Raw genomic sequence first — 22,564 nt, forward strand, 5'->3', positions numbered from 1 at the left:
TTTATGTATGGATAATATTGCAGAAAATTCAGTTTTTTTGAAGTATGTTGAATTATTTTAATGCGACGCTAGTGATACTATACCTAAATAAAAAATTAGGGTGATGAAATTGGATAAGGATAGAACGAATAGAATTGGTTAAAATAATTCAAATAATAAATAAAGGGTGAGTTATCTGAACAAGTTTCTTCTACTTTTTCTTATGTCTACTGTGATTTGTGGAGCAATTTATATTGAAAAGGTAAATGCCAATTCTCACTTCCAACCTCGAACTATTGAAGAAAGTTATCTTGAAATTGGATATAAATCAATCGGGGAAGCTTTAAGAGATTATGAACACCACTATAAAGAGGAATTACAGCTTCCATTAAGAGTTCCACCTGTTGTCTATACTCACGTATTTGCTCGAACTATTGAAGGAGACAAGGGTGATCTTTTTGAAATGGAGTTTATAAATGAGAAATCAAATAATAATAATTTCCTGATAAGTGTAGCACCAAAGGATAGTATTGAGATACTAGATAAAGAAGTTATAAACAAATTTAAACTTAAGAGTGGAAACACTGCATACTTGTTGAATAAAGGAATGGCAATTTTATTGATTTTTGAAAAAGATAACTTGCAATATAGGTTCAGTATAGATAAAAGAATCTCGGAAAAAATTACTCCTGAAATTTTAGTTCAGACAGCTAATTCTATTGATTATTGAATTAAGTCAAAAAATTCTCTTGTTTAACGAACGGGGTGCTTTTCTTGAAGATCATTGAGTTGCATATGCAGCTCTTTTTTTCTTTATTGAACTAACGGAGCAGTTTAGTGGAATAAACAGTCAGTTATAGAGAACACTTAATATGAGGTGTTTTCATATGAAAAAAGTTATTCTTATATTAATTATTGCCATTTCTTTTTTTGCTGTTTTAACAAAAACTAAGGCAATAATAAATGAATATGATGAAATTGCAAAGTCTGATAATGCGGATGTTACACTTTATGCTAAAAAGATAAATGGAGTATATATAGATTTTAAAATTGATTTTCAAGGTGGTGTCCTTACAAGACCTTATTGGATAAATATAACAAGTCCTACTTGGTCCCCTCAAATTATCTATGAGGACATCAATAAAGATGGAAAAAATGAGTTAATCATAATTTTGACCAAGGGTACTGGTACTGGAATATTAGAACAAGAAGTTCACGTTTTCCAAATCCAAAATCAAAGAATAAATAATGAGCTTGTTGAAGTACCAGTTGAAGTGCTTGTTGATGACCCAATTGCAATAGTGTTAAAAAATGTAAAGACCGAGTTATTACCTAACGAAGCAAATATTAGTATTGGCGAAAAGAAATATGCAATTGATACCAATCCTTTAAAAAATAAGCCTGAACATTTATTTCCTGATATATACTTTGGCAATCTTATCAACTTTGAAATAAACGACAATCAACTTATTGCAAAAATCGGAGGTCAAATTTCTCCAGCAGGTGGAAGTATAGGTGATATTCAAATTACGTATATGTTTAAGGATAAAATGTATCAAGCAAAATCAATTGAATTTAAACCAAATGAATAATGTATTGTTATACTAAACGAAAGCGATTGTTTTCTATAGAACAGTCGCTTTTTTACTAACGGAGTAGTTACTTGAAGAAGGATGGATAACACTTTTCTAATTCGCAAAAATTAAAAAAGAGGTGAATTTATCCTGAAAAAACTTTGTGTCATTTGAATCTTTTGCACAGCCTAAAAACTGTCCTGTATTAAGTGATTTAGAGAAAACATCGCTTAAGGATAAAAAAAATGTAATAGAAGCGTTAAATACTTTAATACCAGAAACTTATGGGATTGGAATAGATGACTTTCCTGATATGTATACTAAGTGGAATGTAGTAACTGCCAAACCTTTTCTCAATACAGTTGATAATAAAGAAGAAGAAGCGTATTTTGGAATGGCAAAAACCTTTTGTGGCAAAGAAATTGCTGAAAAGTCTTGGCTTGTACGTTTAGATTTCCCAAAAGCACCCGGAGCCGACTTAGCCCAGGGTCAAATATTTTTAGCTAAAAGTAAGGAAAAAGGATGGTTTGTTTGGTTTCAATACCATTAAACTGCTATTCCTTATTGAACTAACAGGGGCGTTTATCCAACAAGGATTTACGCTTTTTTGTTGAATTTTATTTACTAAAGAGGCGGTTTAGTTGAACTAGAATATTGTTTTACCTAAAGCAAATACTACCTTTTAAAAAGGTAGGTGATTAGATGAAAAAGATATCAGTAATATTTTTATTGTTATTAATTAGTTTAAGCACTGTTTCATTTGTAACTTGGAAAAAACCACAGATAGCAGAGAATGTCAGTGCCAAAGAAATACATTCCGATTTTTTTGATGTATTATTGGTGTTATTAGACCCATATGCAAGGAAAGTGATTAATAAGGAATATCCTAGTCGTAGTTATGCACTTTGGGATGCAGAAATATTAGAAATTAAACGACTAACTGGTGGATATTCTCAGTATGATTTTACTGTGAAAGTAAAATATGATACGTATACAGGTCCTTTTAATCCACCTGAAGGTCCTATTACATTAACCTTTCATGTAACAACAGAAGGGGTTTCAGTAGAAAAAATTCAAAAGTAAGTCCTTTTATTTTCAACTCTTTTGTCCATCTAACCTAAATATAAAACTATTGAACATTTTTGGGAATGTTGGGGTGCAGGAACGTATATTGGTAATCATCAAGGAATCCAAGTAGAAATATGTGTAAATAGTGATGGTGATTATGTAAAAGCTGTGCAAAATGCCGCTGCCCTTATCGCAAAAATTATAAAAGATGAAAATATAGCTATTGAAAATATTGTGCAGCATCATTATTTTAGCGGGAAAAATTGTCCTCGGAATATGCGGACTGGAAAAGTACCTTGGTCTCAATTTATAGAAATAATTAAAAAAACTAGTACTACACAAAATCCACCTGTTAAAACATTAAAATATCGCATTTTAACAGGAACCTATAATTCGTTTCAGGCAGCAGAAAGTGCAGCAAAGGTCATGACATTCACTTTTGGCTGGCTTGTCTACATTGAGCAGGATGGTCCAAAGTATCGTATTAAAACGGGAACTTTTACAGGATTGATTGCAGTAAAAAATGCAGAAAATAAAATAAAAACGGCAAAATTGGCGCAAGTTACGTATATAAAAGATGCCTAAGAAAGCAATTGAATTCTAATATTCTATGTGTATATAGTTGACTGCTTCTAAGAATCGAGTAAAATAGAAAAGCAGTACCATTATATACCTTTACTTAGCAGAGGAGAGAGGTGTCTAGGTAAAGCATCTACGACATCTTTCTCTATATGGTAATCAGAAGAAACGTTTATACATAATTGGCAGTAGCTGAAGATATAGGGGAATAGTTAAGAACTGTCACGAATTTTGACTGTCTTTTTCTTTTCGTCTTCTCTATAACCTGTTAAGATGGTAATAGTGTGACAACAAGTTAGTGTATATGAGAGTGGTGACAATCAAGATGGATGAACAGAAAAAAGATAGTATAGAACAGCAGCAAGAGCAAACTCAGGACGAGGTAAAACCTGCAGGGCGATTTATACAATTAAAACCGTTTAGATTTATCATGCTGATGTTCTTTACAATCCTTATTACTGCGGGCTTAACTATTTTTGCGTTAACGTTCGGCGAGAAGAAAGTAGTGGAAGTAAAAGTACCGATTGAACGTGCGGAATTTTCAAAGTTATATGAGGCCTTTGATTTACTTAAAAAAAATTATTATAAAGATATTGATGATGAAAAAGTAGTCAATGGTGCTATTAACGGCATGTTTGATGCGTTGGATGATCCGTATTCTGATTTTATGGTGAAAGAAGAAGCAGACCAATTTAATTCTGGATTATCTTCTAGCTTCCAAGGGATTGGTGCGGAAATTCAAGAGCGTAATGGTTTTATTACAGTTGTGTCACCTATCAAAAATTCTCCAGCTGAAAAGGCAGGATTATTACCAAAAGATATAATTTTAACGGTAGATGGGAAAAGCATTCAAGGATTTAGTGCTTCAGAGGCTGTAGCCCTAATTCGTGGTGAAAAAGGGACACCTGTGAAAATAACCGTAAAACGTGGCGACAAAACAGAGCCTATTAAAATGACAATTATACGCGATGATATTCCAGTTGAAACCGTATATGGTGAGATGCTTGATGGTAATATTGCACATATCCAAATAACTTCATTTAGTCAAAACACGGCTAAAGAGCTTGAAAAAATGCTTGTAGAGTATAAAGGAAAAGGCATGAAGGGGATTGTCTTAGATTTACGTCAAAACCCAGGTGGTTATCTAGAGGCCGCAATAGAAATTTCTAATTTATTTGTGCCGGAGGGTAAACCAATCGTTCAAGTACAACAAAAAGATGAGGAGCCAAAAATCACAAATGCTATTGCAGGGGAGAAATACAATCTACCTGTAACTGTTCTTGTCGATAGTGGCAGTGCATCAGCATCTGAAATATTAGCAGGTGCTTTAAAGGAATCTGTTGGTGCTAAAGTTGTTGGGGAGACATCGTTTGGTAAGGGGACTGTACAAAATGTTACACCACTAAAAGATGGTTCAAATCTTAAATTTACAACAGGCAAATGGTTAACACCAAACGGTAACTGGATTAATGAAAAAGGGATTGAACCAGATGTCAAAGTACCGTATCCGTCCTATGCATCATTACCATATCTTGATCCAGCTCTTGAGATGAAAGAGGGCTTACAGTCTGACTCTGTAAAAGCGGCAGAAGAGATGCTAGAGGTTCTTGGATATGAGCCTGGTAAAGTAGATGGTAGTTTCGATCAGTATACAGAACGTGCAGTGAAAAAACTGCAAGAAACAAGCGGACTGGAAGAAACGGGCATTTTAACTGGGGATACGACGTATGCTTTAATGGATGCATTACGTGCAAAAATAAAAGCAGATGATCCACAATTATTAAAAGCAAAAGAACTACTTACTGGAACACCAGCCAAAAATGAGGAAACTACAAACTAAAGAAGTAGCTGTCGCAGCAATCGTTATAAACGATCTGTGCGACAGCTTTTTTTATGGGAGGTAAAAATTGTGAAGGATGTTTATTTATTTAGTGGTTTTTTAGGTAGTGGAAAAACTTCCATGCTAACAGATGTAATACGACAATTGAAGGAAAAACACTTAAAGCCAGCAGTTATAATGAATGAGCTCGGGAAGCTACCTTTTGATTCACAGGCTGTTGAGAAGGATATTCCGTTGAAAGAGATGCTAGAGGGCTGTATCTGCTGTTCTGGTGCAGAAAAAACAGAGGCACAAATTCAATCACTATTAATGGATAACAAGTTTGATGTACTAATTATTGAAACAACAGGTGCTGCACATCCTGTAGAAGCATTAGATGCCGTCTATTCGCCATTATTTGCTGAAAAATTGAATGTGAAGGGAATTGTCACTGTAGCCGATTCAAAGCTTTGGTTGAATCGTGAGACGTTAACACCACAAGTTCGCTCTTTATTTATGGAGCAAATCCGTCATGCCCATCTTTTATTAGCCAACAAAACGGATTTATTAACAGAGGAGGAGCAGGCTCGTGTAGTTTATGAGCTACAGGGCTATAATCCTCATGCTTTTATTTTACAAACAACAAATGGCCGTGTACCGTTACGTCTCTTAGAAGATTTAAAGGCAACTGCACAAGTGGACAAAAGTGATATCTTAAAATCACCGATTGCAGCTATGCATCTGGGATCACGATTAATTGAATTTAAGGACATAGACTTCACGCAACAGCAATTTGAGAATTGGGTTCGTTCATTGCCTGACACGATCTATCGTATGAAAGGGTATGTACCAATTGAAGGTGTAAGAAATCCTATGTTATTTCAATATGCATATGGGATGGTCCAATGGCTCCCTGAATACGTAAAAATGCCAGCGAAATTAGTTATCATTGGTGAAAATGTAGGGGATGTAAACGTTATTGGTATTCAGTAAACAAGTAATCATGACGCCCCAGCATCTTTGCGTCTTGATTTTTTAAGCCTATTAGAAGCTCCTCTTCAAAATCTTAGTTAGAGTACGAACGCCCACTGAATCTAAATAAAAAATCATATCTGTGCTTCCTACTAAAATAGATGTTGTAATTGTCTTTTTTAGTAAGAATGGCAGATTTTTTTGTCATCAGATAACTGTAGCGCCTCTACCTTCATCGATAAAAGGGAATATTTTGATAAAATTATTAGTAGGTTTTGGAGTTATGTTATTAAAATATTGAAACTATTCACTAGCTTTTGAAGGGTGTCAACCCTATTTAAAACGTAAGTATTTCATAGACTGGTGGAACTTGCTAAAAATTATAGCAAAAAAACCCCTATTTTATACGGATTCATATCTCTGATGGTGATGTTAACAGATGCTGGTAAAAATTTTTTTGAAATCCTCCCTTACGATTAGTGACAGAGAAGGAGGAATTGCAAAATGAAAAAATCACTAACTGCAATTTTTGCAACATTTTTAGTAGCAGCTCCAATTCAAATCGCTTCGGCTGCAGCAAATACTACAGAGGAGAACGCAGTACAACAAAATTCTAATTGTCAAAATGTTTATCACTATAATTGGTCAAATCAAAATCAATGGTCAAATCATAAATGGCAAATAAAATTACCACAACAATCAGCTCCATCAAAAGAAAAACCAACGAATAACGAAACATCAAAGAATAACAATAACAATACACAAGCAACAAACAATGATACACAAACAACGACTAACAATACGCAAACAACACAAAAAGACAATACAACAACTGCACCAACTCAATCTACACCAACAACAACTACTTCAAATGTTAGTGCTTTTGAGCAAGAGGTTGTAAAATTAACAAATGCTGAGCGTACGAAGGCTGGATTAGCGCCATTACAAACGGATGATAAATTAATGGCAGCTGCACGTGAAAAATCACAAGATATGCAAACTAAAAATTATTTTTCACATACAAGCCCAACATTTGGTTCACCATTTGATCGTATGAAAGCATTAGGTATTAGTTATAAGAGTGCAGGGGAAAATATTGCACAAGGTCAACGTTCACCTCAAGAAGTCGTACAAGCTTGGATGGATTCACCAGGTCACCGTGCGAATATCTTAAACGGTAGCTTTACACATATTGGTGTTGGCTACGTGAAAACAGGTAACTACTGGACACAACAATTTATTCAAAAATAATATTTACAGTTAAATAGCTTCATAGAAAGATGTCCTATAAGACGGAAATGGCTTATAGGACATCTTTTTTTATATTGATCTATTAATTTGTTAGATTTGAAAAACATAAAAAGTCAATTTGCAAAAGGGTCCGTTTCCTATATTTAAAGCAAGTTCTTTTTTTATCTGGCAGTGTTTTTATCACTCGATAACTAATCACTCAATATGGCAACCGCTCGTACAGGGGCACCATCAGCATTTTTAAATTTAATGGGCAGAGCACAGAATGTGAATAGTCCATCACCAATTTCACCAAGTCTCGTTAAATTTTCAACAATAATAAAATCGTTGTCAGCTAAAACCTTTTTATGAATTGTTAATTTAGCATCTGACATCGAGTCAATGCTAATTACGTCAAGTCCAACACCTTTTTTCTTGCTTTGTATTAAGTAATCTGCGACTTCTTCTGTCAAATATGGATAGTTTCCGAAATAAGTAGGTGTGCCCCAGTATTGGTCCCATCCAGTAAAAAATAATAAAAAATCCGCTTGATCAGCCTTCTCTTTTACCGCATTAATTTGATTCATCGAAATTTCTTTTCCTTGCTGTAAGTCGCTACAATCAATAACTAACGCAGAACCTATAAATTGTTCGACTGGTAGGTTATCGAGTGTAGTTCTATCTGCAAATATATGATTCGGTGCATCCATGTGCGTGCCTGTATGAGAAGCCATAGTCAGGGAGGTCTCTTTAAATCCGTCACTTTCGTGATTGCAAATGATTTTTAATGAAGGCTGATCTGTACCAGGATAGACTGGCATATTTTCAGTTATCGTATGCGTTAAATCAATTATTTTCATAGTAAAACCTTTCTATCTTTTTTAATGCTATTGTACCATTAAAAGCTGACATAACTAAATGTCTGTCCGAGTATATTTCATCTTTTTATCAAATTCATTAAAGATGATTTTAGCTGTGTTTATTTTAATGTAAGTATTAATATAGCCTATTTCAATTTGGAAAAGCTGAAAAATTAAAAGCTTCATCTATATCTTTTCATCTGCATATAGTAAAATAAAAGACTGTAAACAATAAGTAGTGATGCTACTATGGCTTTTAAGGAATAGGAGAATTTAAGTGAAACAACAAACAATCATTTTAACCGGTGGAGGGACAGCTGGTCATGTATCACTCAATCAGGCGATACTCCCTTCTTTACAAGAACTAGGTTATGATGTCCACTATATTGGCTCAGAGCAGGGCATTGAAAAGGAATTAATAGGCGAAGCATTTCCTAGCATTTCGTTTTACGGAATTTCAAGTGGGAAATTGCGTCGTTATTTTTCAATGAAGAATTTTACAGACCCGTTTAAAGTGCTTGCTGGGATAATGCAGGCTTTTCGTATTATCAAAAAAGTGAAACCGCAAGTGATCTTTTCAAAGGGTGGATTTGTTTCTGTCCCCGTAGTGATGGCGGCGAAACTTGCTGGCGTTCCAGTGGTTATTCATGAGTCGGATGTGACACCAGGGTTGGCCAATAAAATTGCCTTGCCATTTGCCTCTCATATCTTTACTATTTTTGAAGAGACTTTACAGCATCTGCCAAAGGAAAAGGCGACTTGTACTGGTTCTATCATTCGCCAAGAGCTATTTAAGGGGGAGCGGGCAAAGGGATTATCATTTTGCGGCTTTACTACATTAAAACCCGTTTTACTTGTGATGGGGGGAAGCTTAGGTTCGGTTGTCTTAAATGATGCATTGCGTCAAAATTTACCAGAGCTTGTCAAGCAATTTCAAATTATTCATTTGTGCGGTAAGGGCAATTTTGACGAGACATTAGCGTCTATGCCAGGATATAAGCAATTTGAATATGTAACAACAGAATTACCAGATTTATTACATGCAGCAGACTTTATCGTCTCACGTGCAGGTTCCAATTCTATTTTCGAATTTTTAGCACTTCATAAGCCGATGTTATTGGTACCGTTATCTGCGCAAAAGAGCCGTGGTGATCAAATTTTAAATGCGAATTTATTTAAAAGACAAGGCTATGCAGAGGTTTTAGAAGAGGAAGAACTGACAAAGGAATCCTTTAAAAAATCAGTGCATGATTTGACTGAGCGTAAAGAGGACATGGTAGCAACTATGAAAAAAACACAAAGACCAAAAACGCCAAAAGAAATGGCAGAATTAATTTTGCACTATAAAAAGTAGCCGTTAGGTTATGAATTGATAGAACCAACATAACTTATGCAATAACCACTAAAAAAGCTATGTGCTAGTCAATATGACAGAACACATAGCTTATTTTGAAGAAATTATTTTTTAGTTACATTGCTTGTTCTTCGCCCTCTAGCATTTCGTTAGCTGTTGTCAAATAGAACAAGTCTTTCGGGATTTTATATAAATTAAATTGCGCTTCACCACTGTTAACCTGCGATAATAATGTAGGGTGGCATTCGTTTGCACTTACGACATAAGGTAACTTTAAAGCTGCACGTTGTGATTTTTTATTTTCAACACGTATACGGAGAAACACCGTATGAAAATTATAGTCGTAAAATAATTCGTTTAAAAATAGCATCTTTGCTTTTTGATTATAACCTTTGCCTTGATAAGGAAGTCCAATCCACGTTCCTAAAAAGCCTGCACCTTCCTCAACATCATGAATGCTGATGGTGCCGATTGGTTGACCCCAATCATCAGTAATGGTCCTAGAAATAGCGAGTCCCTTCGCTTCTTCTTCAATCAGTTGTTTTGTCATAAACCAATATTCATCAGCAGATGTGGCTTTTTGACGAACAAATGGGAAAACAGAAGGGTGTGATAATAGCTCATAAAGCTCTGTACATTCATGTAGGTCTCGATGTTTAAGCATACGAAACGCCTCCTTTACTAGGGTAGTTAAAACAATTCCGTTGAAACATAAAGAAGAAAACTAAAATTCGTACTGGAATTAAAACCCAAAGAACTAGACGTTATAACTATGATAACCATAATTTCCCGCTGTCTTACTGATTTTCGACCATACCGAAAAAAGGCTAGTTTTTTTAATATAATATAACAATTCTACTGTTTAATGCAATCATTTTACTCGCTAAAACAAAAATTAAGTTTAATAGTCAGTCAATTCTGAAAAGTAAATTATGTTATAAATACTTAATTTTGTATGAAAATTATTTAGGAATATTAAGTCTATCATCTCAATTTTTACTAAGCTACAATAGTCATTCTATTTCTTTTGTATTATTTAATTTCTTGAAAAGAGGTAAACTATCAAAAAATACCCTAAAAAGGATATAATATCTGTAATTCAAAAGAAGTATTTCTTTTAAAATATGTTATAATAGTATTATTGATTTTTTTGTATAAATAAACATTAATATAATAATTCTTTTACAACTTCAACGACTTATGGGGGTGACAGCATGGAGTATCTTTTAAGCGAAGAATTATTTAATGAATTATTTATTGGCAAGGATTTTGTCTTTCTAATGAAAAAGGTAGGAGACGATTATCAATATATTCGCTTAAATCAAGCAGCTCAAGCTTTATTATCAGATAAGGCAATTGGGAAAATGCTTTCTACCATTACCTCAAGTCACAATTTTTCAATTATTCAGGAATTTTATCATCAAGCCATTATGAAGCATGCTCAAATCGATTATGTGGATTATGCTTATTATAAATCGGAGATTCGAAAATATGAGACATCTGTTCGTCCGCTTACATACAAGGGCGACGACTATATTTTAGCCATTACAAAAGAGATTCTCTATGACCGTAATATTGACGATAAGTTTTTATTTATGCGCTCAATGTTTGACCATGCCTTTTTCTCAACTGTCATACTATCTGCAGAAGGGGCAGTTTATGAAGTAAACCCGAGCTTTATGGAAGACTTTGGATTAGATAACGATGCCGTAAAAAGGAAATTGTTTGTTGATTTACCAATTGTTCCTAATGATGAGAGAGAAAACATTCAAACTTTTCTACAAAGAGCAGCAATGGGCGAAAATATTGGGGAGAAACTTATCAAGCTCCATACATTGGATAAAAAAGAGCGCTTCTATTTAATGTCACTTTCTCCTGTTATGCAAGGAGATAATTCATTTGCGATTTTTCTTATTATGCAGGATTTCACACAATTTACTGAGCAAAAAGCAGAATTACGTTTAAAATCGCATGGCTTAGAAGTTTTTAAGGCTGCGTTAAACTCTGCGACGGCCATTGCTATATGGGATGTTGATGGCATAATAATTGAAGTAAATGATCTATTTTTAAATGCGTCAGGCTATACGGCGGAGGAGCTTATAGGTAAACCTTATACATTAATCGAACCTAGTTACCATACAGAGGATTTAATGCACTTAATTAATGAAACGCTTGAGGCGGGGGACATCTGGCGAGGAGAACTGTGCTACCGTACAAAATATCATGCAGATTATTGGGTAGAAGCAGCAATTGTTCCGTTAAAAAATGAAGTTGGCAGGACAGAACAATATTTATCCATTAACTATGATATTACGGACAAGAAAAGAATGTTAACGGAATTAAAAAATATTGAACGCACATTTCGTCTAATAACTGAAAATACAAATGACTTGATTGTTATAACTAACGAGGATGGTATTATTATTTATGCTTCACCGTCCTATAGGGTTTTCTTAGGCTATGAAAATGTAGATTTACAGGGTCAGTTTTACAGTGATATTGTCGATGAGGAAAGTAAAATGGCTTGGCAAACATTCTTAAATAATTATTCTGGACTAACAGATACACAATTTGAGCTTTTACTCAAGGCCAAGGATGGTACACCTGTTTGGACAGAAGGAAACGTAACCGTTGTACATGATCCTGAACGAGAAAAAGTTTCCCAAATTATGATGGTATCTCGTGAAATTACGCATCGAAAAGAGCGGGAGAACGATTTATTATATTTAGCCTATCATGATACGTTAACACAGCTACCCAACCGACGTTATTTATTAAAAGAGTTTCCAAAGCTACTGGCAGAAGCACAAGAGACGACTAATTGTTTGGCGATGCTTTATATTGATGGAGATGACTTTAAGGATGTAAATGATCATTATGGTCATGATACCGGCGATGACTTTATCCGAAAGTTTGGGCAAGTTTTAGTCAACTCTGTTAGAAGCCATGATTTAGTGATTCGTATTGGTGGCGATGAATTTATTGTCATTCTTACAGGGTTAACTAGGGATAATGAAAAGCGAAAAGCACAAATGATGCATATTATTCAGCGCATCCGAGAAGAACTAAAAAAAGGTTGGATTATTGAAAATAATTATTTTGCCCCGACTGCTTCGATCGGTGTTGCGTATTATCCTGATCATGGAAAAAATTTAGATGAATTACTGGATTTAGCGGATCAGGCGCTCTATAAAGCGAAAGAATTTGGAAAAAATAAACTTTATATTACAGAAGCACATTAAATAAAGTCTGTACAAACAAGTATTTGCTTGTGGTACAGACTTTTTATTTGATGTTATGCTATAACATGATAAGGAAGAATTCCTTATCACCATATTAGAATAGAAGGTGGAAAAATGCCTAAAAAGATACTTTTAGTGGAAGATGAAAAACATATCGCTCGCTTTGTAGAGCTAGAGTTAAAGCATGAGGGCTATGATGTGTTGGTCACTTTTGATGGACGTGAAGGGTTAGCTCTTGCTTCATCTGAGGATGTTGATGTTCTTTTATTAGATGTCATGCTTCCAGGCATAAATGGTATTGAAATTTGTCGGCGCATACGAACGCAGTCAAATGTACCAATTATTTTGCTAACGGCACGTGACGCTGTGATGGATCGTGTAGCAGGTTTAGATGCAGGAGCAGATGACTACATTGTTAAACCATTTGCTATTGAAGAATTACTAGCTAGAATTCGAACAATTTTGCGCCGTGTAACACCAGACGAGCAAAACGGAGAGGCACTACAATTTCGCGATATTGTCATTGATGTAGCAGCCTACGAAGTACTTGTACAAGGAAAAAGGCTTGATTTAACGAAAACAGAATATGATTTACTGAAATTATTAATGGAACATAAAAATAGAGTTTGTACGCGAGAGCTAATTTTAACTTCTGTTTGGGGTTATGAAACTGATATTGAAACAAATGTTGTAGATGTATACATACGGCATTTACGAACAAAACTACCAGGTGATATGAATGCCTATATTGAAACCGTTCGTGGGGTAGGGTATGTGATGCGAGAATGAAAAAATTGAGAGAGATATTTGTCAATCAATCATTGCAAAGAAAATGGATGTTTACGTCTAGTGCTGTTATTTTTTTTAGCTTTACAATTATTTGTATAGTCGTTTATATTTCATTGCATACATGGCTATTAAATGATGAGCAACTTAAAATTCAACGGACAAGCTATGATGTGGTGTCTTTTTTTGAATCACAAGGACCCAATCTGACCATTCAGCAAATTCAACAAAACATCGGGCTTTTAAATTCCAGTGATCAAACAGTAATATTGTTTAATTTAGATAAAATAGAGGTTTTACGTATTGTTAATACTTCAGGGGTTAATAATCCTTCACAGACTGCTCCTCTTACGCAAATGGGGGAAATTGTTGAAATGACAATTGATAAAAAGGATGTTTATGTTATTAATAAACCGATTCAGCTCGGTTTCTTTCGTGGATACATTCAGGTGATTCATCCATTATCAGGATTCCAGTCGTTGATGCATTATTTATTGACTGCCATGCTAATAGCAGGCTTAGGAGCTTTAGTATTATCGGCTTCAATTGGTTATTATCTAGCCAGTTATTTGATGAAGCCCCTACATGCTTTACGTTCATCCATGAAAAACGTAATGGATAAAGGATTTAATGAACCAATTCAATTAACATACACGTCTCATGATGAGATAGGTGATCTTTTAAAAATGTATAATGCGATGATGAATGAACTGCAAATTTCGTTTACTCAGCAGCAACAATTTGTTGCAGATGCTTCCCATGAGCTCCGTACGCCTATTCAGGCTATCGAAGGACATCTCTCCCTGCTGAAAAGGTGGGGGAAGGATGATCCGGAAATCTTAAAGGAATCGATTGATACTTCACTAACCGAAATTGCACGGATTCGTAAAATGATTGAAGAATTACTAGAACTTGCACGTCGTGAAGAAAAGGATAATATGAGCAAGGCTGACGCAGTAGCTGTTATTGAAGTTGTTATAGGAGAAATGGAGCGTCTTCATCCAGAAGCTCGAATAACGTTGTCTAAAAATGGAGAAATAGGTCTATTATTTATAACAGAAAATGCACTAAGTCAAATAGTTCGTAATTTAGTTGAGAACGCCATTCGCTATTGTGAAAAAATTCCGGAGATTCAAATTACATTATCAGTCGCTGGAAATGAGGCGCTTTTAAAAATAGAAGATAATGGAATTGGTATAGCGCAAGAAAATATACCATTCATTTTTGATCGATTTTATCGGATTGATGAGGCTAGAAATCGTCAAAAAGGCGGTACAGGCTTAGGACTTAGTATCACAAAAATGTTGCTTGAAAAATATAATGGTTCTGTGGAAGTCAAGAGTGAGATAAATATTGGAACCGTTTTCTTCATTAAATTCCCGCTAAAATATTAAGAAAAATTCACGCTTTATTAAATTATTTTAGCCTTTGCGAAAAAAATTGCTTAATTTCCTAAAAAGAGTTGTATTTTTTGTGAAGAGTAGTAAGATTGAGATGGAAAAAACGTTCTTTAAAATATGGATAAGTTGTGTCAAACATCCTTTAAAAGAACAGAAAAATATTATATAATTAATTGTAATTTAATTAATGGAACTGCCGAAAGGCAAAATTTGGAGGTCATTTTTCATGTCGAACAACGTTACAACTGTAAGTTCTCCATGGTCAGCTTTCTCTGGTCCTAACCTAGGATATGTGATGGAGCAATACGACTTATTCTTACAGTCTCCTGAAGAAGTAGAACCGGAGTTAGTATTATTATTCCAACAATTTGGTGCACCAGTAGTAGTAGAAGGTGAAGTAGCGGTAGCTAATAGCACAGCGGCTCCTGCTGGCGATTACAAAAAAGTATTAGCAGCTGTGAGATTAGCAGATGCAATCCGTACGCAAGGTCATTTGGCGGCAGATATTTATCCTTTGAAAAACCGTGAACTACAAACAGCTCAAATTGAAGAAAGCGCGTTCAATCTAAGCGCTGCAGATTTAGCTGAAATTCCTGCAGCTATCTTCTTCAAAGATGTGCCAGCAAACGTGAAAAATGGTAAGGATGCAATTGATTACTTAAAATCTGTTTATACAGATAAAGTGGCATTTGAATATAATCACATCGCAGCAACAGAAGAACGTGATTGGATTCAAGCACAAATTGAAACAGGTTCATTTAAACAAGCATTATCTTCTGATGAGAAAAAAGCATTATTAGATCGCTTAACACGTGTTGAAAATTTTGAGAAGTTTATTCATAAAACTTTCGTTGGTCAAAAGCGTTTCTCAGGTGAAGGTTTAGATACACAAATCGTTTTATTTGATGAAATTTTAAAAACAGCAGAAGCAAATAATGTAGAAAAAGTGCGTATTGGTATGGCACACCGTGGCCGTTTAAATGTATTAACACATATTTTAAATAAACCATATGACATGATGTTCTCTGATTTTGCACATGTTTCCAATGAATTATTTTTACCAGAAGATGGTCGACTTGAAATCACTAAAGGTTGGACAGGTGATGTAAAATACCACATGGGTGCTTCTTACAATCGCGAATCTGGTATGAACGTTAAACTTGCTTACAACCCTTCACACTTAGAAGTAGGAAACCCAGTTGTTTTAGGTTCTACTCGTGCGGCTCAAGATGATACGTCTAAGCCAGGTCAAGCAATTTTTAACCGTACAAAAGGATTAGGTATTCTTGTACATGGTGATGCTGCATTCCCAGGTCAAGGGATTGTAACAGAAGTTCTTAACTTTGCGAAAACGGAAGGGTTCACAACTGGTGGTACAATTCACATCATTGCTAACAATATGATTGGATTTACAACTGAACAACAAGATTCTCGTTCATCTGTTTATTCTTCTGACCCAGCAAAAGGTTATGAAGTACCAGTTATCCATGTGAATGCAGATAGTCCTGAGGCTGTATCATTAGTTGGTCGTTTTGTAGCTAGCTACCGTCAAAAATTCGGTAAAGATATTATCGTTGACTTAATTGGTTACCGTCGTCACGGTCACAATGAAACAGATGATCCAACTGTAACAAACCCAGAAACATATAAATTAGTGGCTAAACATGAAACTGTTCGTGCTTTATATGGCGCACAATTAGTAGCAGAGGGTGTTGTTTCGGCAGATGATGTAGCGACATTAGATACAGCAATTTACGCAGAAATGCAAGCTTCTTATGATCATGTTAAAGAAATGGCTGCTAAAGATGAGCATAAACATTTAGAAATGCCTGAAGAATTAAAGGTAGAGTTCCCACAAATTGATACAGCAGTTGGTGCAGAGCGTCTAGAAAAAATAAATGAAGAGCTTTTAGTGTTTGAAGAAAAGTTCGAGCCACAGAAAAAACTTGGTAAGATTTTAGAGAAACGTCGTGAAGCATTTGCTTCTGCAAAAATTGATTGGGGTCATGCTGAAACTTTAGCCTATGCTACGATTATTCAAGATGGCACACCAGTTCGCTTTACAGGACAGGATGCACAGCGTGGTACGTTCTCGCAACGTCACTTAGTATTACATGATAAAAACAATGGTAATGTATTTACACCACTTCACCATATTTCTGGTGCAAATGCTTCATTTACAGTACACAACTCTCCACTGACAGAAGCTGGGGTAGTAGGCTTTGAATATGGGTATAATTTAGAAAATGGCCATGTACTATCAGTTTGGGAAGCTCAATTTGGTGACTTTGCTAATATGGCACAAGTTATGTTCGATAACTTTATTTCAGGTGCACGTGCTAAATGGGGTCAAAAATCCGGTTTAGTCATTCTATTACCTCATGGTTATGAAGGCCAAGGTCCAGAGCACTCTTCGAGCCGTATGGAACGTTATTTACAAATGTCAGCAGAAAATAACTGGTTCGTAGCAAACTGCTCAAATGCAGGTAACTACTACCACTTGTTACGTCGTCAAGCAGCGTTGCTAGGAACTGAAGGCGTTCGTCCACTTGTGGTTGTATCACCTAAATACCTACTTCGTCACCCATTAGCTGCAGCGAATGCTGAGCAATTAGCAAATGGTTCATTCCAAGAAGTAATTGAACAACCAGGTCTAGGTTCAAAACCAGAAGCTGTAGAGCGTATTGTACTTGGTACTGGTAAAGTAATGATCGACATTGCAGACCGTATTAAAGACGGTGAAGGTTTCGACCACTTACACATTATTCGTGTAGAACAACTTTACCCATTCCCAAAAGAGCAAGTTGCTGGTATTATTGCTAAGTATCCGAATGTTAAAGAAGTAGTATGGGTACAGGAAGAACCGAAAAACCAAGGTACTTGGAATTATGCATTAGAAACACTTTATGAACTTTCAGAAGGTAAAAAGCTTCGTTATGTAGGTCGCCCTGCAATGAGCTCTACTTCAGAAGGTGATGCTGATTCTCATAAAGCTGCTCAAGCCGCAATTGTAGAAGAAGCGGTTGCTGAGCCTGTAAAGGTTAAATAATCATATATTAATTTTTGAAGCCGGGCTGCTTGCTTAGGCGAGTGGCCCTTCTATGTGCATTATGCACGTTAATTAAAGGAGGAAATGAAAGTGGCTGAAATTAAAGTCCCTGAATTAGCAGAATCGATTACAGAAGGAAGTATCGCACAATGGGTAAAAAAAGTGGGCGATCGCGTTGAGAAAGGTGAATTCATCGTTGAACTTGAAACAGATAAAGTAAACGCTGAAATTATTTCCGAAGAAGCAGGTGTCTTAACACAAATTTTAGCTGAGGAAGGCGATACTGTACTTGTTGGTCAAGTGATCGCAGTTGTAGAAGCAGGCGAAGGTGCAGCACCAGCTCCAGCTGCTCCAGCAGAAGCAACACCAGCGCAAGCAGTACCACAAGCAGCACCTGCCCCAGTTGCAGCAGCTCCGGTTGTGGAAGAAACTTCTGGTGAGCGTGTAATCGCATCTCCAGCAGCACGTAAACTTGCTCGCGAAAAAGGTATTGATCTTGCTGCTGTATCTCCAGTAGACCCACAAGGTCGTGTACGTGTCCAAGACGTGGCAGCTCATGGGACAGCTCCAGTAGCAGCACCACAAGCTCCCGCAGCGCCAAAAGCGGTAGCAGCTGTAGATGAATCACGTGTAACAGTAGAAAAAATGAGTCGTCGTCGCCAAACAATTGCGAAACGTTTACTTGAAGTAAAACAATCTACTGCAATGTTAACTACATTTAACGAAGTTGATATGACAAATGTTATGGCTTTACGTTCTCGTAAAAAAGACCAATTCTTCGAGTCAACAGGCTCTAAACTTGGTTTCATGTCATTCTTCACAAAAGCAGTAGTAGCAGCACTTAAAAAATATCCATATGTGAACGCACAAATCGTTGGTGACGAAATTCACTTAAACAACTTCTTTGATATTGGTGTAGCTGTATCGACAGAAGAAGGTTTAGTGGTACCAGTTGTACGTGATGCTGACCGTAAAAACTTTGCTGAAATTGAAGATGCAATTGCAGACCTAGCGAAAAAAGCTCGCGACAAAAAATTAGGTTTAGCAGATCTTCAAGGTGGCTCATTCACAATTACAAATGGTGGTGTATTTGGTTCATTAATGTCTACACCTATCATGAATGGTACACAAGCTGGTATCTTAGGTATGCACTCCATCAAAAAACGTCCGGTTGAAGTGAATGGTGAAGTAGAAATTCGCCCAATGATGTACCTAGCGCTTTCTTATGACCACCGTATTATCGATGGTAAAGATTCTGTAGGCTTCCTTAAAACAGTAAAAGAATTACTTGAAAACCCAGAAGATTTATTATTAAATTCTTAATGTCCAAAGCCCTGCGATTTGCAGGGCTTTTTCTTTTATATGCAGGATAGAATTAGCTGATAGAAATGCTAAAATGATGGGATAGAATCCCCAAAGTAGTGAATAGAACCTTCAACATATTGGATAAAAACATTGTACGGTAACACCATTGTTCTTAAAGGTTCTTTTGGAATACTAGTATTACTATTAATGATAATAATTTGCGATTTTTTTCATTAAAACTTCAATATATTTGCTTACATTGCAAAAGTAAATAATGGATTTATGATAGATAAAACCCTAATATTGTCATTAATCAGAAAAATGATAAAATTATCTTGACGAATAAGTTCGTTTTATAGTAGTATCTAGATATCAATTAAATAAACAAACCTCACATTAATTTTGTTGTGAGGTAGAGGCGCGGTATTTATTAGTCCATTGTTGAGTACAAGCAAGCGAAGACGCAATGGAGAAGGAAATATCGCCGAAGTATAAAAGGAGCTCGTACTTTTATACTGGGTCTGCAGTGAATAAGTGCAGGACTGTCCTAGTAAGTTGCTTTCCACATTTACTAGGTTGTGCTATCTCGGAAACATGGAAATTATAGTGAGGATTTGGGCAACTGTCAATTAAAGGTAAGACCTAAGTTCAAAGCTTAGGTCTTTTTTAGTACAGTTGTCTTATTTTTTTACAGAAAAGGGGAGTTTTTCATGAAAAGAAAATGGTTGTTAGTAATGATCTCTATTATGACGGCAATTCTGCTAGCTGCTTGTGGTGCTGGGGACAAAAAGGATTCGGATAAATCTGGAGATGCTGGTGCTGATACAGGTGGATCAGAAGATGGTGGGCAATTCCGTATTGGGATGGAAGCAGGTTATCCTCCATTCAACTGGACACAGCAAAATGATGCAAATGGCGCAGTAAAAATTGCAGATAATGCTGAGTATGCAGGTGGCTATGATGTTCAAATGGCCAAAAAAATCGCTGAAGGTTTAGGAAAAGAATTAGTGATTGTCAAAATGGAATGGGATGGATTAGTGCCAGCACTTCAATCCAATAAAATTGATGCTATTATTGCTGGGATGTCTCCTACTGAGGAACGTAAGCAAACGATTGATTTCACTGAAAACTACTATACTTCTGATTTTGTAATGGTTATTAAAAAAGGGAGTAAATATGAAAAAGCAAAATCAATTCAGGATTTCTCCGGTGCTAAAATTACTTCACAATTAAACACTTCAAACTACAATGTGATTGACCAAATCAAAGATGTGCAAAAGCAAACTGCTATGGATAACTTCCCAGCAATGCGTGTAGCTCTAGAGGCTGGTAAAATTGATGGCTATGTAGCAGAACGTCCAGAAGGTATTTCAGCTGCAGCAGCTAATGATAAATTCGCATATGTAGCGTTTGAAGAAGGCTTTGATACAGATCCTTCTAACACATCCATCGCAGTTGGTTTACGTAAAGGTGAGGCAAATCTTGACAAAATCAATGAAATTTTAAAAGGAATTTCAGAAGATGATCGCCAAACAATGATGGAAGAAGCAATTCAGCAACAACCGGCAGCACAATAACATGGATGCACGGACTATTTGCTAGTCCGTGCAATGTCATTTCATCATTATTCAATGAGAACCTCTCTAAATAATGATAATGTCTTAGCTAAACATTTCATAAAATGGTAGAACAATCGTGTTTATCATGGTAGTTAGCTAGGATTATAAAGAAGAAACAAGCAACACTATGTTGTTAGGAGGAACATCATGAGTCTTGAATGGATTATCTCTATTGTAGAGAACAACTGGCAAATGTTTTTACGAGGTGCGTATTATACCTTATTGATTTCGAGTATTAGTACAATTATTGGTGCATTTATCGGATTTTTCATCGGGATTATGCATACCATTCCGGTTCGTAAAAAAGGTGTAAAGTTCTACAGTTTAAAGCTGATTAATTTTATACTAACATGCTATGTTGAATTCTTCCGTGGTACACCAATGATTGTACAAGCGATGGTTGTCTTCTACGGATTGGATATAGCATTTGGCATCGACATGCATTTTATTACAGCAGGTATTTTAGTAGTTTCTTTGAATACCGGTGCTTATATGGCTGAAATAGTGCGTGGTGGTATTGTTTCCATTGATAAAGGTCAATATGAGGCAGCTTCAGCTATCGGTATGAATCATTTCCAAATCATGCTGCATGTTGTACTGCCACAGGTTGCGCGAAATGTATTACCTGCAACAGGGAACCAATTAATTATGAATATTAAGGATACTGCTGTTTTAAACGTTATCGGGGTAACGGAATTATTCTTCCAAACAAAATCAATTGCAGGGAATAACTTCCGCTATTTTGAATCATTCTTTGTAGCTTGTGTCCTTTACTTTATTATGACATTTACAGCATCACGAATTTTACTATATGTTGAAAAACGACTTGATGGACCAGATGCCTATCAAAAAGAACAGAAAGAAGCGATATAGGGGGACGCACAAATGACAGTTATTAAAATCAAGCATTTAAGTAAATCATTTGGTCGTAACCAAGTGTTAAAGGATGTCAATTTTCAAGTAGAGAAGGGGGAGGTAGTGTGCTTAATCGGCTCCTCTGGATCTGGTAAATCAACATTACTTCGTTGCATCAATTTATTGGAAACACCAAGTGGTGGACAGATTATCTACAAAGGTGAAAATATTCTGGATGACAAGCATAACATTCAAAAATATCGTACACATTTAGGGATGGTTTTCCAGCAGTTTAATTTATTTAACAACCACAATGTATTGAACAATTGTACAGTTGGTCAAATAAAAGTATTAAAGCGTTCAAAATCAGAAGCTGAAAAAACAGCTTTAGAATATTTAAAAATTGTTGGTATGGATCAATATGTTAATGCCAAGCCAAGACAGCTATCTGGTGGGCAAAAACAGCGTGTGGCTATTGCGCGTGCACTATCGATGAGTCCAGATGTGATGCTGTTTGATGAGCCGACATCTGCTCTTGATCCAGAAATGGTAGGGGAAGTATTAAAGGTTATGCGTCAACTCGCAGATGCAGGAAATACGATGTTAATCGTGACACATGAAATGGAATTTGCAAAAGAAGTAGCAGATCGTGTCGTATTTATGGACAAAGGAGTAATTGTTGAGGAGGGACCACCTTCTCAGGTTTTAGTCACGCCTCAGCATGAGCGAACGAAGGAATTTTTAAAGCGTACATTAAAATAAATTCCAGATAGGTATGAAAAAAGTGAGTCCAATAAATGGGCTCACTTTATTTTCTAGAATTCCATTCAGCATAAAGAATAAAGCAAATTGCAAATGCTACGGCAATGATAA

19 protein-coding genes and 1 riboswitch are annotated in these 22,564 nt (G+C 35.8%); of the genes, 17 read left to right on the forward strand and 2 right to left on the reverse strand.

Annotation, left to right across the window (positions count from 1 at the left end):
- Positions 1 to 202 precede the first annotated feature (202 nt).
- The 8 genes from AC2CGN_RS24775 to AC2CGN_RS24810 all read left to right on the forward strand — a co-directional run bounded on the left by AC2CGN_RS24775 (position 203) and on the right by AC2CGN_RS24810 (position 7,242).
- A complete protein-coding gene (locus AC2CGN_RS24775) occupies positions 203 to 709 on the forward strand; it encodes a hypothetical protein (protein WP_484516843.1) in 507 nt (168 codons plus the stop codon).
- 157 nt (positions 710 to 866) lie between these two features.
- The gene (locus AC2CGN_RS24780; protein ID WP_484516845.1) at positions 867 to 1,571 is read left to right on the forward strand and encodes a hypothetical protein; all 705 of its coding nucleotides are present in this window, start codon (positions 867 to 869) and stop codon (positions 1,569 to 1,571) included.
- 145 nt (positions 1,572 to 1,716) lie between these two features.
- The gene (locus AC2CGN_RS24785; RefSeq protein WP_484516847.1) at positions 1,717 to 2,103 is read left to right on the forward strand and encodes a hypothetical protein; all 387 of its coding nucleotides are present in this window, start codon (positions 1,717 to 1,719) and stop codon (positions 2,101 to 2,103) included.
- 152 nt (positions 2,104 to 2,255) lie between these two features.
- Positions 2,256 to 2,636: a DUF3888 domain-containing protein gene (locus AC2CGN_RS24790; RefSeq protein WP_484516849.1), complete on the forward strand. Its 381-nt coding sequence runs from the start codon at positions 2,256 to 2,258 to the stop codon at positions 2,634 to 2,636.
- 48 nt (positions 2,637 to 2,684) lie between these two features.
- Positions 2,685 to 3,206, forward strand: coding sequence for a peptidoglycan recognition protein family protein (locus tag AC2CGN_RS24795; protein WP_484516868.1), 522 nt, complete (start codon positions 2,685 to 2,687; stop codon positions 3,204 to 3,206).
- Positions 3,207 to 3,525: 319 nt separating this feature from the next.
- On the forward strand, positions 3,526 to 5,040 hold the full coding sequence (locus AC2CGN_RS24800) for a lmo1851 family serine protease (RefSeq protein ID WP_286925255.1): 1,515 nt from the start codon (positions 3,526 to 3,528) through the stop codon (positions 5,038 to 5,040).
- Positions 5,041 to 5,109: 69 nt separating this feature from the next.
- Positions 5,110 to 6,012, forward strand: coding sequence for a CobW family GTP-binding protein (locus AC2CGN_RS24805; RefSeq protein ID WP_484516851.1), 903 nt, complete (start codon positions 5,110 to 5,112; stop codon positions 6,010 to 6,012).
- A 483-nt stretch (positions 6,013 to 6,495) separates the two neighbouring features.
- Positions 6,496 to 7,242 (forward strand): CAP domain-containing protein, encoded by a 747-nt coding sequence (locus AC2CGN_RS24810; protein ID WP_484516853.1) that lies wholly within the window; start codon positions 6,496 to 6,498, stop codon positions 7,240 to 7,242.
- A gap of 191 nt (positions 7,243 to 7,433) precedes the next feature.
- Here AC2CGN_RS24810 and AC2CGN_RS24815 read toward each other — a convergent pair whose 3' ends face one another.
- Positions 7,434 to 8,081 carry a cyclase family protein gene (locus AC2CGN_RS24815; RefSeq protein WP_429985319.1) on the reverse strand — a complete coding sequence of 216 codons (648 nt, stop codon included), beginning with the start codon at positions 8,079 to 8,081 and terminating at the stop codon, positions 7,434 to 7,436.
- A 277-nt stretch (positions 8,082 to 8,358) separates the two neighbouring features.
- Between AC2CGN_RS24815 and AC2CGN_RS24820 the strand changes: the two genes are divergently transcribed.
- Entirely contained in the window at positions 8,359 to 9,435 is a 1,077-nt protein-coding gene (locus tag AC2CGN_RS24820) for an undecaprenyldiphospho-muramoylpentapeptide beta-N-acetylglucosaminyltransferase (protein ID WP_484516854.1), read from the forward strand.
- A 115-nt stretch (positions 9,436 to 9,550) separates the two neighbouring features.
- On the opposite strand, the gene AC2CGN_RS24825 is transcribed toward AC2CGN_RS24820, so the two are convergent.
- Positions 9,551 to 10,099, reverse strand: a complete 549-nt coding sequence (locus AC2CGN_RS24825; RefSeq protein WP_429981745.1) for a GNAT family N-acetyltransferase — start codon at positions 10,097 to 10,099, stop codon at positions 9,551 to 9,553.
- 550 nt (positions 10,100 to 10,649) lie between these two features.
- Here AC2CGN_RS24825 and AC2CGN_RS24830 point away from each other — a divergent pair.
- The 8 genes from AC2CGN_RS24830 (at position 10,650) to AC2CGN_RS24865 (ending at position 22,453) form a co-directional block, all read left to right on the forward strand.
- Positions 10,650 to 12,677 carry a diguanylate cyclase domain-containing protein gene (locus AC2CGN_RS24830; protein ID WP_484516857.1) on the forward strand — a complete coding sequence of 676 codons (2,028 nt, stop codon included), beginning with the start codon at positions 10,650 to 10,652 and terminating at the stop codon, positions 12,675 to 12,677.
- Positions 12,678 to 12,791: 114 nt separating this feature from the next.
- Positions 12,792 to 13,466 carry a response regulator transcription factor gene (locus AC2CGN_RS24835; protein WP_283872662.1) on the forward strand — a complete coding sequence of 225 codons (675 nt, stop codon included), beginning with the start codon at positions 12,792 to 12,794 and terminating at the stop codon, positions 13,464 to 13,466.
- Positions 13,463 to 14,857 carry a sensor histidine kinase gene (locus AC2CGN_RS24840; protein ID WP_286925263.1) on the forward strand — a complete coding sequence of 465 codons (1,395 nt, stop codon included), beginning with the start codon at positions 13,463 to 13,465 and terminating at the stop codon, positions 14,855 to 14,857. The genes AC2CGN_RS24835 and AC2CGN_RS24840 overlap by 4 nt, the downstream gene beginning before the upstream one ends.
- A 232-nt stretch (positions 14,858 to 15,089) precedes the next feature.
- Positions 15,090 to 17,912: a 2-oxoglutarate dehydrogenase E1 component gene (locus AC2CGN_RS24845; protein WP_484516860.1), complete on the forward strand. Its 2,823-nt coding sequence runs from the start codon at positions 15,090 to 15,092 to the stop codon at positions 17,910 to 17,912.
- Between the two features lie 90 nt (positions 17,913 to 18,002).
- Complete coding sequence (odhB, locus tag AC2CGN_RS24850) at positions 18,003 to 19,235, forward strand: 2-oxoglutarate dehydrogenase complex dihydrolipoyllysine-residue succinyltransferase (protein WP_429981748.1); 1,233 nt, start codon at positions 18,003 to 18,005, stop codon at positions 19,233 to 19,235.
- A 387-nt stretch (positions 19,236 to 19,622) separates the two neighbouring features.
- A riboswitch (Lysine riboswitch) is annotated at positions 19,623 to 19,809 on the forward strand.
- A 118-nt stretch (positions 19,810 to 19,927) separates the two neighbouring features.
- Positions 19,928 to 20,794 (forward strand): transporter substrate-binding domain-containing protein, encoded by an 867-nt coding sequence (locus tag AC2CGN_RS24855; RefSeq protein WP_484516862.1) that lies wholly within the window; start codon positions 19,928 to 19,930, stop codon positions 20,792 to 20,794.
- Between the two features lie 189 nt (positions 20,795 to 20,983).
- Positions 20,984 to 21,709: an amino acid ABC transporter permease gene (locus AC2CGN_RS24860; RefSeq protein WP_283872673.1), complete on the forward strand. Its 726-nt coding sequence runs from the start codon at positions 20,984 to 20,986 to the stop codon at positions 21,707 to 21,709.
- A 12-nt stretch (positions 21,710 to 21,721) separates the two neighbouring features.
- On the forward strand, positions 21,722 to 22,453 hold the full coding sequence (locus AC2CGN_RS24865; RefSeq protein ID WP_283872676.1) for an amino acid ABC transporter ATP-binding protein: 732 nt from the start codon (positions 21,722 to 21,724) through the stop codon (positions 22,451 to 22,453).
- The last annotated feature ends 111 nt before the right edge of the window (positions 22,454 to 22,564 follow it).

It is taken from the genome of Lysinibacillus sp. DFXJR4 (genome assembly GCF_057196045.1).